This is a genomic window from Streptomyces albospinus, assembly GCF_014648695.1.
Classification (GTDB): domain Bacteria; phylum Actinomycetota; class Actinomycetes; order Streptomycetales; family Streptomycetaceae; genus Streptomyces; species Streptomyces albospinus.
In genome coordinates this window covers 92212-105998 of record NZ_BMRP01000003.1, presented here as the reverse complement: position 1 = coordinate 105998, position 13787 = coordinate 92212, and the positions used below count along the sequence as shown (strand labels likewise).

At 70.0% G+C, this 13787-nt stretch carries 15 protein-coding genes; 7 read left to right on the top strand and 8 right to left on the bottom strand.

What is annotated here, in order from left to right:
- Positions 1-77: 77 nt before the first annotated feature.
- Entirely contained in the window at positions 78-353 is a 276-nt protein-coding gene (locus tag IEZ17_RS06050; RefSeq protein ID WP_189297197.1) for a hypothetical protein, read from the bottom strand.
- A gap of 102 nt (positions 354-455) precedes the next feature.
- Here IEZ17_RS06050 and IEZ17_RS06045 point away from each other — a divergent pair, with 102 nt between their 5' ends.
- From IEZ17_RS06045 to IEZ17_RS06035, 3 genes are all read left to right on the top strand, one after another.
- Entirely contained in the window at positions 456-878 is a 423-nt protein-coding gene (locus tag IEZ17_RS06045) for a secondary thiamine-phosphate synthase enzyme YjbQ (RefSeq protein ID WP_189297195.1), read from the top strand.
- Between the two features lie 360 nt (positions 879-1238).
- Entirely contained in the window at positions 1239-1853 is a 615-nt protein-coding gene (locus tag IEZ17_RS06040; protein WP_189297193.1) for a nucleotide-binding protein, read from the top strand.
- A complete protein-coding gene (locus tag IEZ17_RS06035) occupies positions 1850-2140 on the top strand; it encodes a hypothetical protein (RefSeq protein WP_189297191.1) in 291 nt (96 codons plus the stop codon). The genes IEZ17_RS06040 and IEZ17_RS06035 overlap by 4 nt, the downstream gene beginning before the upstream one ends.
- Before the next feature lie 702 nt (positions 2141-2842).
- Here the strand turns inward: IEZ17_RS06035 and IEZ17_RS06030 are convergent.
- Together IEZ17_RS06030 and IEZ17_RS06025 are read right to left on the bottom strand one after the other, a co-directional pair.
- Positions 2843-3901: a chitinase gene (locus IEZ17_RS06030; protein ID WP_189297641.1), complete on the bottom strand. Its 1059-nt coding sequence runs from the start codon at positions 3899-3901 to the stop codon at positions 2843-2845.
- A gap of 305 nt (positions 3902-4206) precedes the next feature.
- Complete coding sequence (locus tag IEZ17_RS06025) at positions 4207-4590, bottom strand: DUF5997 family protein (protein ID WP_189297189.1); 384 nt, start codon at positions 4588-4590, stop codon at positions 4207-4209.
- 58 nt (positions 4591-4648) lie between these two features.
- On the opposite strand from IEZ17_RS06025, the gene IEZ17_RS06020 reads away from it, so the two are divergent.
- Positions 4649-5443: a LysR family substrate-binding domain-containing protein gene (locus IEZ17_RS06020; RefSeq protein WP_189297187.1), complete on the top strand. Its 795-nt coding sequence runs from the start codon at positions 4649-4651 to the stop codon at positions 5441-5443.
- 135 nt (positions 5444-5578) lie between these two features.
- On the opposite strand, the gene IEZ17_RS06015 is transcribed toward IEZ17_RS06020, so the two are convergent.
- The 3 genes from IEZ17_RS06015 to IEZ17_RS06005 all read right to left on the bottom strand — a co-directional run bounded on the left by IEZ17_RS06015 (position 5579) and on the right by IEZ17_RS06005 (position 8089).
- Positions 5579-6019: a thiol-disulfide oxidoreductase DCC family protein gene (locus tag IEZ17_RS06015; RefSeq protein WP_229851939.1), complete on the bottom strand. Its 441-nt coding sequence runs from the start codon at positions 6017-6019 to the stop codon at positions 5579-5581.
- A gap of 113 nt (positions 6020-6132) precedes the next feature.
- A complete protein-coding gene (locus tag IEZ17_RS06010) occupies positions 6133-6696 on the bottom strand; it encodes a GNAT family N-acetyltransferase (protein WP_189297185.1) in 564 nt (187 codons plus the stop codon).
- 154 nt (positions 6697-6850) lie between these two features.
- On the bottom strand, positions 6851-8089 hold the full coding sequence (locus IEZ17_RS06005; RefSeq protein WP_189297183.1) for a M20 metallopeptidase family protein: 1239 nt from the start codon (positions 8087-8089) through the stop codon (positions 6851-6853).
- Positions 8090-8234: 145 nt separating this feature from the next.
- Between IEZ17_RS06005 and IEZ17_RS06000 the strand changes: the two genes are divergently transcribed.
- Positions 8235-9290, top strand: coding sequence for an Lrp/AsnC family transcriptional regulator (locus IEZ17_RS06000; RefSeq protein WP_229851937.1), 1056 nt, complete (start codon positions 8235-8237; stop codon positions 9288-9290).
- A gap of 26 nt (positions 9291-9316) precedes the next feature.
- Here IEZ17_RS06000 and IEZ17_RS05995 read toward each other — a convergent pair whose 3' ends face one another.
- Both IEZ17_RS05995 and IEZ17_RS05990 read right to left on the bottom strand, forming a co-directional pair.
- Positions 9317-10606, bottom strand: coding sequence for a cytochrome P450 family protein (locus IEZ17_RS05995; RefSeq protein WP_189297181.1), 1290 nt, complete (start codon positions 10604-10606; stop codon positions 9317-9319).
- A gap of 32 nt (positions 10607-10638) precedes the next feature.
- Positions 10639-11334, bottom strand: a complete 696-nt coding sequence (locus IEZ17_RS05990; RefSeq protein WP_189297179.1) for a TetR/AcrR family transcriptional regulator — start codon at positions 11332-11334, stop codon at positions 10639-10641.
- 259 nt (positions 11335-11593) lie between these two features.
- Here IEZ17_RS05990 and IEZ17_RS05985 point away from each other — a divergent pair, with 259 nt between their 5' ends.
- Both IEZ17_RS05985 and IEZ17_RS05980 read left to right on the top strand, forming a co-directional pair.
- A complete protein-coding gene (locus IEZ17_RS05985; RefSeq protein ID WP_189297177.1) occupies positions 11594-12286 on the top strand; it encodes an RraA family protein in 693 nt (230 codons plus the stop codon).
- A 225-nt stretch (positions 12287-12511) separates the two neighbouring features.
- Complete coding sequence (locus IEZ17_RS05980) at positions 12512-13663, top strand: PP2C family protein-serine/threonine phosphatase (protein WP_229851936.1); 1152 nt, start codon at positions 12512-12514, stop codon at positions 13661-13663.
- Positions 13664-13787: the final 124 nt, after the last annotated feature.

Sequence of the window (13787 nt, the reverse complement as noted above, 5' to 3'; positions counted from 1 at the left end):
CGGTGCTGGCCATCGAGGCAGCGGCTGTCCTCCACGTCCGGCCGGAGGGTGGGAAGCTGGTTCCGGTCCGGCACACGTCAGAGCTGTTCCAGACCTTCCTTCATCTGCGGGCAGCGTTCGACTGGGAGCGTGACGGTAAGCGCGGGGCAGTTCCCGGACGGCTTGGGAAACCCCGCGACGACCAAAGCACGGGTTGCGGTCGGCAGGGTGCGCACGTCTTCGCGGGCACCGTCGGGCCAGGAGAGCAGATGAGCGAGGATGCCGCGCGCCGTGAAGGACAGGCGGCGATCGCGGGTGGTGCTGTTAGCCATCACGGTGAAGTCGTCTGCATGGCAGGTGCGATGAATTCGCACTGGGAGGACTCGGCTCCTGGTGTCAGGCCCCGAGGTGTTGGCGCATCTGCGGGGCCGCTGTGCATATCAGGTTTTGTTGGCCCACTCTGGGAAGATCAACCCATGGCTGAAACCTTCGCGACACGGGAGATCGACGTCAGGACCGGCTCACACGAGACGGTCCACGACCTGACCCGAGAGTGCGAGTCGTTCTTGCGTGACGTCTCCCAGGGGCGGGACGGTCTGCTGAATGTCTTCACGCCTCACGCCACTATGGGCGTGGCGCTCCTGGAGACTGGAGCGGGCAGTGACGAAGACCTGTTGTCCGCCCTCCATGATCTCCTTCCAGCAGATGACCGTTGGCGACACAAGCACGGGAGTACCGGTCACGGTCGTGACCACGTCCTTCCTGCGCTCGTGCCTCCACATGCCACGCTGCCTGTGATCGGCGGAGCAATGGCCCTTGGCACCTGGCAATCGGTCTGCCTCGTCGACACCAACATCGATAATGCCAACCGTCGGGTGCGGTTGAGCTTCCTGGGCTAAACAGGTTTGACCGCCAGGGTGATGGGCGAAGTCGAGGCTGGTTCTGGTGACGAAGACCGGATTCAGACAGTCAGTGCGTCACCCGAGAGTCACGCTGGCGCGACTGCTGCCCGGCATCATCGGCTGAGACCGGTCCAGCGCCCGCACGTGTACGGCCATGCCGAGTTCCGGTATCTGATCGAGGGACGAGTGCGCGTCCGAGGGGGGCGTTGTCCTTCAGGCCTGCGGGTCGCCGTCTCCTGGGTGAGCCGATCGTTTCTCACTGCTTGCGGGTGAACCACGAAGCCACGCCCTCGTGCCGACCGAAACTGGACGATCGCTCCCGTTATTGTCAGTTTTGTGCCTTTGAGCTGTGCGTTTGTGAACCTCAAGCCCGGCGTCGGAAAGACGACGAGTGCTGTGTGGCTGGCCCACGCGTTTCATGAGTCGGGTATGTCGCCGTTGCTGGTCGACGGTGACCCGGCCGCTTCCGCGTTGCGCTGGAGCGAGCTGGCCAGTGGCTTTCCTTTTCCGGTGATCGCCCTGCCAGTGGGGGACGTCCACCGTCGCGTGAACGACTTCCTCGGCAACCGGCAGGCCGTCGTGCTCGATGCGCCCCAGCTGGAGGACCATCCCCGCATCGCCCGCAGCATCATGAGGTACGCCGGCGAGTGGATCGTGCCCGTGACCCCCGCCCCCATCGAACTGGACCGGATGGCACCCATCCGTGGCGAGATGGCGGACGTGCAGTCGCTGCGTGCCGAGCCGGCCCGCACGGCGGTCCTGCTCAATCGCACCAACCGTCCCGATGCCACGCGCACCGGGCCCGATGCGGACGCTCGCGAGGCACTCACCGAGCGGGGTTTCGAGGTGCTGGACACCCAGGTCGCGCGGCTCGACCTCTACGCCCAGTCTTTCGGGAACCCGGTCCAGGCCAAGGGCTCGGCGTACATGGACTTCGCGGAGGAACTGATTAAGCGTCAGGATGAGGCATGAGCCAGCGCAAGGAGAGCTACCGCGCCGCATTGCGGCGCGAGCAGGACGTCTCGGCACCCCGGTCCACCAAAGTCACCACGCTGAAGAGCAGATACATCCGGGTGACCGTCGAGCTCGATCCCGACCTGCAAGGCGACCTGACCCGATGGGTGGGACGGCCGGTCTCCTCGGTCGTGTTCGCCGGCGCGACCGTCCTGCGTACCCTGGCCGCCACCGCCGGCTGGGTATCCCGGTTCGGAGGCCAGGCTGCGTCCGTCCCGCGTGAGGTTCCGGATTCGGGTCGCTGACCAGGTGGCTCGCACGGCAGGGGGCTCTGCCTGAGGTGGCCGTCACGCAGCGAAGGCCCCCGGCCGTGCCAGGACAACGGCGGGGCCCTCGCGCGGAGATGGCGCTACCAGGTGAAGCGTTGGGTCGCCCCGCCATTGCGTGCCTGGATGACGAGCTGTCCCCGAACCACCACCGCTATGCAGGCCGCACACGACGTCACGCGACCCGTATGGACGTCGCCCTGAGGCACCACGCACAGCGCCGTCGGCACCGCGAGGCACTCTGCTCCTGCGGAACCACCCCAGAGCAACCGAGACCAATGCCCTGACGAGCACAACGCCGGCATCGAGAGGTAGGAGGCCTGTCCGCACCTCATTCCGAACGAAGACCGCGTCGGTTTACGGGATGCTCGTCGATATCCTGGCGGTTGTCCCAGCGGAGTTTCGCGGACACCGATATCGATAATCCCCACCGTCGGGTCCGATGGAGCTTCCTCAGGTCAGGTGCCGCGTCGGTCGGCTTTCCCGGGATTCCGGCTGCCGGATCGGTGTTGGCCGCCGCAGCCAAGGCCGGGGCCGGGCGCGGGGTGGCTCGGCGGTCGGGGACGGAATCGGAGCGGGCCCGATGGCCGCAGTTCGCGAGCTTTGCCGTCAGTTGCCCGCGCCGCCAGGTGTGTTGGGTCCGCTGGCGCGTCCTCAGCGCCGCCAGCGTCCTCGGCGCCCTCAACGCCCCTGCAACCCCCTGACGTTGTCGCCGAAGGTCCAGTTCTTGGCGCCGTCCCAGTTCAGGGACCAGGTCATCAGGCCCTTCAAGCCGTTGTTGTAGGTGTTCCATGCCTGCGCCACCAGGTCCGGGGGCAGGTAGCCGCCGCCGGCCCCCGGTTGGGCGGGAAGTCCCGGGACCTGGTGGTCGTAGGGGACCCTGATCGTGGTGCCCTGGACGGTCAGGCCCTTGTCGAGGCAGGTGGTCTGCGCGGTGAAGCCCTCGACCGTGCCGGCGGAGTACGAGTCTCCCGAGCAGCCGTACATGCTGCCGTTGTAGTACTGCATGTTCAGCCACCAGAGGCGGCCGTTGTCCGCGTACTTCTTGATGATGGGCAGGTAGGCGCCCCAGATCGACCCGTAGGTGACGCCGCCGCCGGTGACATAGGCCGTCTCCGGGGCCATCGTCAGGCCGAAGCCCGGGGGCATCTGGGCGAGGACGCCGTCGATGATGCGTAGGAGGTTGGTCTGGGAGGCGGAGAGCTGGTCGATGTTCCCGCTGCCGGTGAGGCCGGTTTCGATGTCGATGTCGATGCCGTCGAAGTTGTACTTCTTCAGGATCGGCACGATGGTTTCGACGAACCGGTCCGCCACGGCAGGGGAGTTGAGGTCGATGCCGGCCGATGCGCCGCCGATGGACATCAGGAGTGTGAGGCCGTCGCTCTTGGCCTGGCACATCTCGGCCGGGGTCGGCACCTTGACCGTGGCGTCCATCCCGTCCTCCCACAGGACCGTGCCGTCCGAGCGGATGACGGGGAACGCCGTGTTGAGGACGTTGTATCCGTGATCGCGGATACGGGTGTCGGTGACCGGCGTCCAGCCGAAGGGCGGGTGGACGCCGTTCGCCGCGCCGTCCCAGTTCTCCCAATACCCTTGAAGGACCTTGCCGGAGGGGCGCGGCTGCGTGGCGCAGGTGTCGCTCCGGGGGTCGGGAGCGCTCGGGCTCGCGGCGCCCAGCAGCGGCAGGACGCAGGCCGTCGCCAGGCCGGCCTTCAGCAGACGAGATATCCGACGACCGATCACGCCGTGCTCCCTTCGCTTCGTGACGAGGTGTCACGAGGGTTTTGGAGTGCGGGAGTTCGACGGGCGGCCGTCCTCGTCCCGGGGCGAGTGGTGATGCGCCACACCGTAAGTTGGTCCATACCTATGGTCAATAGGTGTGGACCAATTCGGAGAGGAAGGGGAGGAGAGGGAAGGGAGCCTCGAAGGATCGTTTGGCGGTGGTGGCGGCGTCGGCGGCGTTGTCAGCGGTTGCGGGGGAGGGAGGGGAGGCCGGCCGGGCGGTCGGTGGAGCTCGGCCGGGCTCGGCGGGGCGCGTCGGTTCGTTACGCGTCGTTCTCCTTGTTCTTCTCCTTGATGCGCGCGGCTTCCTTGCGGACCTCGGCCTGGGTGGCGCGCTCCTTCTGGAGCCACTCGGGGTTCTCCGCCTTCAGGGCGTCGATCTGCTCCGTGGTGAGGGCCTCGGTGATCCCGCCGCGGGCGAGACCGGAGATGGAGACGCCGAGTTTCGCCGCGACCACCGGCCGGGGATGCGGGCCGTTGCGTCGCAGCTCCCGCAGCCACTCGGGCGGATCCGCCTGGAGCGCGTTGAGCTCGGTACGCGAGACGACACCGTCCCGGAACTCGGCGGGGGTGGCTTCGAGGTACACACCCAGCTTCTTCGCCGCGGTGGCGGGCTTCATCGTCTGGGCGGTCTGGTGCGACTTCATGCTGTCCAGGGTATCGAGCGTGTGCGCGACCTCTGACCACGACCGGTAACCTGGCGGGGTGACAGGCTCGGAAGCATCCCCTTCGTTCCGGCTCGCGTATGTCCCGGGAGTGACGCCCGCCAAGTGGGTGCGGATCTGGAACGAGCGCCTGCCCGACGTCCCGCTGCACCTCGTCCAGGTGTCCGCCGCCGAAGCATCCGATGTGCTGCGGGACGGGGGTGCCGACGCGGGTCTGCTGCGGTTGCCGACCGACCGCACGGACCTCAGCGCGATCCCCCTCTACACCGAGACGACGGTGGTCGTGGTCCCCAAGGACCACCTCGTGGCCGCGGCCGACGAGGTCACCGCCGAGGATCTTGCCGACGACATCGTGCTGCACCCCCTCGACGACACGCTCGACTGGGAGCGTCCGCCGGGACAGCCGGCGATCGAGCGGCCCGCCACGACGGCGGACGCCATCGAGCTGGTGGCGGCAGGGGTGGGACTGCTGGTCGTCCCGCAGTCGCTCGCCCGTCTGCACCACCGGAGGGACCTCACCTACCGGCCGGTCACCGGTACCCCGGAATCGCGGGTCGCGCTGTCGTGGCGGGAGGACGGGACCACCGATCTGGTGGAGGACTTCATCGGCATCGTCCGCGGGCGGACCGTGAACAGCACCCGGGGCCGCCGCCCCGCCGCACCGGCAGAGCAGAAGGGCAAGCGCCCGGAGAAGAGCGGTGCGGGGCGCAAGCCCACGGCCGGCCGGGCTACCGGTAGGGCGGCGGGCAAGCCGACCGGTAAGTCGGCCGGGGGGACGCGGCGGGGAGCCGGCGGCTCCAAGGGCGGCGGCAAGCGTGGGAAGCCTCGCCGTTAGCCGTTAGCCGTCGGCCGTTGGCCGTTGGCCGTTAGTCGGTCGTCGCTCCGGCGCAGACGGCGCGGGTGCCACGTGCGCCCTTGGTGGGGCCCGGCCCGCGGTGGGTGCTCGGGCGGGGTCCCTCGCCGTAGGAGATCAACTCGCCGGACCGGGCCTGCTGTTGGCGGGCAGAGCGCAGGCCGCCGTGCCGCCGGGCATGCGATGGCGGTTGCGGGCGATGAGCCGGTAGGCGGCGTGGGCGAGCCAGCGCACCGGAGGCAGGGTGAGTACGGCGCCGGGGACGGCCCATGCACCGCCGGTGCGCAGCAGGAGCCTGGCGACGGCCTGGGCGCCCCCGTACACGGCTCCCGTCGGAGTGACCCAGAGCACTTCGTGCTGCGACTGCTGCTCGGTGATCCCGAGTGCGTCCAGGTCCGCGAACTGCCACGCGGTGATCCGGCAGCGGGGGCGCAGGTGCCGCTCGGCGAAGGTCACCGAGGTGGTGCAGAAGCCGCAGTCGCCGTCGTAGACGAGCACGGGTTCGGGCCGCGCGGGCGGCGGGGCCTTCGGGGTCCTCAGGGTCGTCATCGTCCTCATGCCTCCATGGTGTCGCGTGCCTCCATGGTGTCGCGACGGGGTCTCGCGCACGTATCCGAGATCGGCGCCGTGACGGGGCCGTCGAGGGGACTCATCGGGTTACCCGGCCCGGGTTACCCGGCCTGCCGGCGGGTCGACCACTCCTCGCGGGTCAGTACGTACTCCACGTCCCCGTGCTCGTCGCCCGCGACGGGGTGGGGCCACTCCTCGTAGTAGGTGCGGGTGTAGGAGAGGCCGCACTTCTCCATGACGTGGCGCGAGCCGGTGTTCACGGACATGGTGTTCGCGGTGATCCGGTCGTAGCCCAGCTCGCCGAACCCCTTCGCTATCAGGGCGAGCGCGCCCTCCGTCGCGAATCCCCTGCCCCAGGCGGCCTTGCGCAGCCGGTAGCCGAGGTCGGCCGAGGGCGCCGGGCTCTCCGCGTCCGGCTGGAGGCAGTGCCAGCCGAGGAACTCGCCGGTCGCCCGCAGATGCGTCGCCCAGAAGCCGCCGCGCAGCATCCGCTGGAAGGACTCGGCGCGGATCTCGGCCCGCGTCATCGGCCGGCCTCCGGTGATGTACCGCATCACCTCCGGATCGCTGTCGAGCGCCACGACGAGGTCCAGGTCGGCCTCCGTGTCGGCGAAGGGGCGCAGGGCGAGGCGGGCCGTCGTGAGGTAGGGATCCGTGGGGTGCATGCCGGGATCCTCACCGCGGGAGCCGGTCGGCGCCAGCCGATTAACGGGCCGGCCGGGGCCGCCGGACGGGGCCCGGGTTCCGGCAGGCGGCCGGGCCGGCCCCTGCGCCGCCGCCCGCCGCCCGTGCGCGTTCCGTCCGGCGCCCATGTGACCGCTACGACGCGGCCGGTGCTGCGTGGTCGAGTCGTTCCGCCGCCAACGTCGCCAGCAGTGCGGCCTGCCGAGCCAGTACGGCGTCATCGAACACCGCCTCGGGGGAGTGGTTCATCGGCGCTGTTGCGGGGTCGGCCCCCTCAGGGATGGCGCCCACCAGGAGCATCGCACCGGGCACCTGCGCCAGCACGAGCGAGAAGTCCTCCGACCCGCTGTGCGGTCGCGGGGCGACCCAGACGTGCGCGTCACCGAGCAGCGCCCGCGCCGCATCCAGCGCGAACGCGGTCTCCGTGGGCTCGTTGACGGTGACCGGATACATCACCCGGTAGTCGACCTCGGCAGCCAGCCCGTGCGCGGCGGCGATCCCGTGCACGAGCCGGGGCAGCCCCTCGGCCAGCCGCTCCTGGCTGGCCGCCGAGTAGCTGCGGACGGTCGCCTCGAAGACGGCGGTCTCCGGAATGATGTTGTGCTGCGCCCCGGCGTGCAGGCTGCCGACGGAGACCACCACCGGGTCGAAGATGTCGAAGGTGCGCGAGGTCCAGCCCTGGATGGCCGTGACCATCTCGCAGGCCACCGGCACCGGGTCGAGCGCGGAGTGCGGAGCCGACCCGTGGCCGCCGCGCCCCCGTACCGTCACCGTCAGCACATCCGAAGCGGTCATCACGGTCCCGGGTCGGCTGGCCACCATGCCCTGCGGCACCTGGTTGGCGGCGACATGGAGCGCGTACGCGGCGTCCAGCGGCTTCCCCGCCGCCTCCAGCACGCCCTCCGCGATCATCCCGGCGGCGCCGTCGTGCCCCTCCTCGCCGGGCTGGAACATGAACACCACGTCGCCCCGGAGCTGCGCCCGCCGCTCGCAGAGCAGCTTGGCGGCTCCCACCAGGCCGGCCGTGTGCAGATCATGACCACACGCATGCATCCGCCCGGCCAACTGCGAGGCGTACGCGACGCCGGACGCCTCCTGCACCGGCAGCGCGTCCATGTCCGCCCGCAGCAGCACCGCCCCTCCCGGTTTGCCGCCGCGCAGCACCGCCGTCACGGAGCTGAGCCCCGTGCCGAGGGTGATCTCCAGCGGCAGGCCGTCCAGCGCCGCCAGTACCCGCTGCTGCGTACGCGGCAGCTCCAGCCCCAGCTCGGGCTCCCGGTGCAGGGCCCGCCGCAGCGCGACCAGCTCCCCCTGGAGCTCTTCGGCCGCCGCCAGCAGCGATGACTCCGTTGGCGTTGTTCCCGTTACCGACATCCGTCTCTCCGATCCTGGCCCGCCGGCCCGGCTGGGGTCCGGCCTGCGCACCCGTCCGCGGTCCGCCTGCACATGCCCCCTACGCTGAAGCAGCCGCGCGACCCGCGACCAGAAATCGCCGGAAAAACGCAGAGAGGATGCATCGGTGCAGGATTTCGGCGGACTGGACGACGTGGACTCGTCCCTCGTGCACGCCCTCCAAATCAGCCCCCGGGCCAGCTGGGCCCGGATCGCCAAGGTCCTCGGACTGGACGCGGTCACCCTCGCCCGCCGCTGGAACCGACTCACCGAACAGGGCGCGGCATGGATCAGCTGCTACCCCGGACTGGCCCTGGCCGTATCCGGGCACGGCTGCCTGGCGTTCATCGAGGTCGACTGCGCCAACGGCCGACTGCTGGAAGTGGCCGACCGGTTGACGCGGCAGCCGATGGTCTCGACCGTCGAGCACGTCACCGGCGACCGCGATCTGCTGCTCACCGTCATGGCCACCGACCTGGCCACGCTCTCGCGCTGGTCCACGACCGTGCTGGGCGCCCTCCCCGGCGTCACGGCCCGCCAGATCCACCTGGCCGGCGCCATCTACGCCGAGGGCAGCCGCTGGCGCCTGCGCTCCCTCAGCCCGGCCCAGATCACCCGGCTCGCCGCGGATCAGCCGCCCCGCGGCCACCGCCCCGGTCCCCTCACCCTGACCGATCTGGACCGCCGCATCATCGTGGAACTGTCCGCGGACGGACGGGCCCCGTACACCGCGCTCGCCGAGCGCTGCGGGGCGAGCGTCGACACCGTGCGCAGGCGCACCCGGCGGCTGCTCGACGAGGGCGCGGTGCATGCCCGTTGCGAGATCGCCCGCCCCCTGTCGAAGCGCCCGGTCGCCGCCGTGCTGTGGGCCGGCGTGCCGGCGGACACCGTCGAACAGGCGGCCCACAGCATCGCGGGCATGAGCGACATCCGGCTCTGTGCGGGCATCACCGGCCGGCACAACCTGCTGATCATCGCGTGGGTGCGGTCGGTCGACGACATCCAGCGGCTGGAGACCCGGGTCACCGAACGGGTGCCGGGCATCGTCATCAGCGACCGCGCCGTCGCCCTGTGGCCGATGAAGCTGAGCGGCCATCTGCTGGACGAGCACGGCTACCGGCTCGGTACGGTCCCGATCGACGGCTGGAACATGCAACGGGACAAAGCCCCCGGCAGCGGCTGATCAGGGCGTGGGACGGGACGGCGCTCTCACCCCAGCCGCAACGGCAGCGACGCCAGCCGCCAGTTGCCCGGACTCGGCACCCGTTCCAGTTCCTCCGGCTCCACGGCGAGCGAGACATCCGGATAGTGCGCGAGCAGCTTCCCGAAGGCGACCTCTCCCTCCTGGCGGGCCAGCGTGGCGCCCAGGCAGTAGTGCATGCCGTGGCCGAATCCGACGTGGTTCTCCGCCTGGCCCGCGGGGTGGCGGGTCAGATCGAGCCGCGCGGGCTCGGTGTAGTGACGGGGGTCGTAGTTCGCCGACACCAGGATGAGCTGGACGGCGTCGCCCTTCCGTATCTGCGTACCGGCCAGCTCGATGTCCTCGGTCGCGTACCGCAACTGGGTCATCTGCACCGGACCGCACCAGCGCATCAACTCGTGGACGGCGCGCGGGAGAAGAGCCGGATCGGCGGTGAGCAGGCGCAGCTGATCGGGATGGGTGAGCAGCGCCGCCGTGCCGTTGCCGATGAGATGGGCGGTGGTTTCGTGACCGGCGAGGACGAGGGTCAGGACCAGGGTGACCATTTCGACGTCGCTGAGCCGGCTGCCGTCGTCGTCATGCGTACGGATCAGTTCGCTGAGCAGGTCGTCGGTGAGTGCGTCGCGCCGGGCCCGAACCAGGTCGTGGATATGGTCGATCATCGCGGGGAACGCCTTGGCGAGCTGCTTCGGGTCCCGCGAGACGAGTTCGCCTGCCCATTTCCGCCATTGCGGGCGGTACTCCTCGGGAATTCCGACCAGTTCGCAGATGACCGTGATCGGCAGCGGATAGGCGAAGTGCTGGATGAGGTCGACGACGCCGTCCTCGGCGTGCTCGGGGAGCCGGGTCAGCAGCTCGTCCGCGATCTCCTCGACGCGGGGCCGCAGATCGGTGATCTTCCGTGCCGTGAAGGCTCGCGAGACAAGTCGCCGGAGCCGGGTGTGATCGGGTGCGTCCATGTTGAGGATCGAGCGGGCCAGATAGACGCGCAGGTCCTCGGGCATTCCCAGCATGTCCAGGAGCCGTGTGGTGGGTGTGCCCTCGCGCGAACTGCCCCGCGCAAAAGCCGGGTCGTTGGCGAACCGCTGATCGCGCAGGACCTGCCGGACCTCCGCGAAGCGGGTCACGAACCACACCGGGGTGTCGTCCAGGAACCGGCCACGGATGACCGGGCCCTTCTCCCGCAGCTCGCCGTAGCCGGTGAACGGGTCGTGGAGCAGGGCGGGTTCCATGGAGTTCGGTTCACCGGGGTGTTTGCCGACGTGCTCGGCAAAAGGCGACGTGCTTAATTGCGACATGATCTCTTTCTCCTTCGGTGGGAAACCGGCGCTCAGTTGCGCAGCTGCCGGCGCATCTCCTCCGCGCTGCGCGCCTCGAACTCCTCGTAGAGCGCGATGATTTCGGGTGCGGCAGCCGCCGCCGCGTCATACGAGGGCGTCGTCTCCAACATGCGCCGGAGCGACTCGGCGAAGATCCCGCCGCGTATCTCCGGGGTGTCCGGTGCACGGTCGAAGAGCAGCGCCTCCGCCGTGAAGAAGCCGGTGGCCGTGGCCAGCAGCGCATACTGCTGATGCCGCACATCGGTGTCCTCGTACATCAGGCCGTGCTCACGCAGCGCTTCGAGATGGCGGCACAGGACGCGGTCGCCCAGGGCCACGAGTTCGGCGAATTCCTTCTTCGACGAGTCGTTGAGCCGGCCGAGCACGTCGACGTCGTCGGTGTACAGGGCGCGCAACACGGGTTCGGCCAGAAAGTCGCCGTAGTAGGCGCCCATCATCCGGCTCGGCAACACCTCCAGCGGATCGGCGCGCATCCGCGCCAAATGCCGTTGCAGCGCACGGGTCTTGGCCTTGAGCACGACGGTCAGCAGCAGCGCGTCCTTGGTCTTCCAGTGCAGATAGACCGTCCCCTTGCCGACCTTGGCCCGGCGGGCGATCTCGTCGATCGTCACCCGCCCGTAGCCCCAGGCGACCAGCAACTCCCCGGCCACTTCCAGGATGCGTTCGCCGCGCTCCGACCGTTCCAAGAGCCCTCTCCCTCCGCGTCCGTGACCAGATTTCGAATCTGGTCACGAAGTCAACGCTAGGTCCGCCGGCACCCGGCGATAAGGCGGTTTCCGGCCAGCCGGATCCGGTGACGGGAGACCCGGACCCCCGGTGGGCGACGGGCACGGGGCCCTGCTCCGGTGCTGTACGGGAGGCGAACGGCCGTGGAGCATGGCAGCGTTCGCCGACTCCGCGCCGACCACTCAACGGCGGTGACGGACCCGAGCCAGGGAGCACACCATGCCGAAGACCTTCACCGACCTCTCCACACCACTGGTGGCCGACGCCTGCGTCCGCCTCGGTGTACCGCTGCGCGCCGCCCCACCCGGGATCGCGGCGGTGGTGCCGGGGCACCGCATCGCCGGGCGGGCACTGCCGGTGCGGCACTACGGGAGCGTCGACATCTTCCTGGAGGCGTTCACCGGTGCCGAAGCCGGCGGCATCCTGGTGATCGACAATGGCGGTCGCCTCGACGAGGCATGCGTCGGCGACCTGGCGGTACTCGAAGCGGAGGCCGCCGGACTGGCCGGTCTGGCGGTGTGGGGGCTGCACCGCGACACCCCGGAACTGGCGCAGATCGGCCTTCCGGTGTTCAGCTACGGCCGGTACGCGCCCGGCCCGGTCCGGCTCGACGACCGCGAGCCGCACGCCCTGGTCACCGCCCGTTTCGGACCGCACCTGGTGACGGCCGACGACGTCGTCTTCGGGGACGACGACGGCGTTCTGTTCGTCGCCGCGGCGCACAGCGAGGACGTCCTGGCCATGGCTCACACCATCTGGCGGACCGAGCGCGAACAGGCCCGCAAGATCCGCGCCGGCGAGACCCTGCGCCGCCAGACCGCCTTCGACGACTATCTGGCGCGCCGCACCGCCGACCCGTTGTACACCTTCCGGCAGCATCTGCGGCGGGTGGGCGGCGCGGTGGAGGAATAGGTGGAGGAAGAGAGGAAGGATGAGATGAGGGGAGATGAGGGGATGAGAGAGGGAAGAAGGTAGGGGCGGTGGGGGTGGCTGCCCCACGGGTGTGACATGCCGCCGATGGCGTAATCGTCGGGTTGGCTGTTCAGGGGCGTCAGGCTGTGGGCCTTGAGCACGGTCGTGACAGGAGTCCGTGACAGGAGCCCGTGTGAACAGGTCGCGTGAGGGGATCTTCGAGCGGTGAGCCGGCGGGGACACGGCCGTCAGGCCAACCGGCTCACCGGGCTGGTGGACGGCAACGGCTTCGAGGTTCCGACGGTGCCCACGTGGATGCGCTGGATGCCGCCCGCGTACTTCGTCTTCGTGCTGCTGCTGGAGTTCGTGACGCCGACGCAGTGGGCGGTGAGCTTTCTGCTGATCGCCGTGCCGGTGCTGGCGGCCTTCGCCTTCGGCCCGGTGGGCGTCGGCGTCGTCACGGTGTGCGCCGTCGGACTGGAGGCCGTACTGGCGGGGACCCCGTGCTGTACGGGGCACAACATCCACGAGCTGTGGGGGAACAACTACGTCGCCGCCTATATCTCCACCGGTGTCGTAGGGGTACTGGGTGTGGCGCTGGCCGGGCACCGGCAGCGTCAGCGGCGGCAGCTGGTACGCGCCAACTCGGTGGCCGAGGCGTTGATGCGGACCCTGCTGCGGCCGGTGCCGCATCAGGTCGGCAAGGTGCTGGCCGCCGGGCTCTACCGCTCCGGCGAGGTCGGCACGACGGTCGGCGGCGACCTGTACGACATCCACGACACGCCGGCGGGCGAGCGGGCCATCATCGGCGATGTCCGGGGGAAGGGACTCCAGGCCGTACGCACGGTCGCCGATGTCCTCGGCAGCTTCCGCGAGGCGGTGTACGCGCCGGGGGATCTGCTGGAGGTCGCGTCCCGGATGGAGCGGCGGCTGGTGCGCGAGGCGGCGGAGATCCCGGACGACGAGCTGTTCGTGACCGCGGCCCTGATCGAGTACGACGCCGAGGCCCACCGGGTGACGATCATCAACCACGGGCATGTCGAGCCGGTGCTGATCTCCGGCGGCGAGGTGACCGTCCTCAGCGGGCCGCCGGCGCTTCCGCTGGGGCTGGGCTGGCTGGCCACCGGGCGCCCGACGGCGTACACCCACCGCTTCGCGCCGGGGGACGTGCTGCTGCTCTGCACCGACGGGCTGATCGAGGCCCGTGATCAATCAGGGGACTTCTATCCCCTCCTCGACCGGCTCCGCGACCGGTTCGGGGGGCGGCCCGCTCCCGGTCCTGCCGATGTCATCGGCTTCCTCAACACCGATCTGCCGCGCCATACCCGTGTCCTGCACGACGATGTCGCGATCCTCGCCATCGCGCCGCAGGGGTAGCGGGGGAGCACGGGCGCAGCGCCGTCGCGAGCGGCTCACGGCGTGTCTCCGCGGGCGCTCGGGTCGCCTCCGGCCGTCGTGCGGAGGACCCTGGATACGTAGCGGGGGAGCCGTGAACAGAGCT

Excerpts from the sequence above, each read along its gene's own strand:
- IEZ17_RS06045 (WP_189297195.1), top strand. The coding sequence starts at position 456 with ATGGCTGAAACCTTCGCGACACGGGAGATCGACGTCAGGACCGGCTCA.
- IEZ17_RS06035 (WP_189297191.1), top strand. The coding sequence starts at position 1,850 with ATGAGCCAGCGCAAGGAGAGCTACCGCGCCGCATTGCGGCGCGAGCAG.
- IEZ17_RS06025 (WP_189297189.1), bottom strand. The coding sequence starts at position 4,590 with ATGAAGTCGCACCAGACCGCCCAGACGATGAAGCCCGCCACCGCGGCG.
- IEZ17_RS06015 (WP_229851939.1), bottom strand. The coding sequence starts at position 6,019 with ATGAGGACGATGACGACCCTGAGGACCCCGAAGGCCCCGCCGCCCGCG.
- IEZ17_RS06010 (WP_189297185.1), bottom strand. The coding sequence starts at position 6,696 with ATGCACCCCACGGATCCCTACCTCACGACGGCCCGCCTCGCCCTGCGC.
- IEZ17_RS06005 (WP_189297183.1), bottom strand. The coding sequence starts at position 8,089 with ATGTCGGTAACGGGAACAACGCCAACGGAGTCATCGCTGCTGGCGGCG.
- IEZ17_RS05995 (WP_189297181.1), bottom strand. The coding sequence starts at position 10,606 with ATGTCGCAATTAAGCACGTCGCCTTTTGCCGAGCACGTCGGCAAACAC.
- IEZ17_RS05985 (WP_189297177.1), top strand. The coding sequence starts at position 11,594 with ATGCCGAAGACCTTCACCGACCTCTCCACACCACTGGTGGCCGACGCC.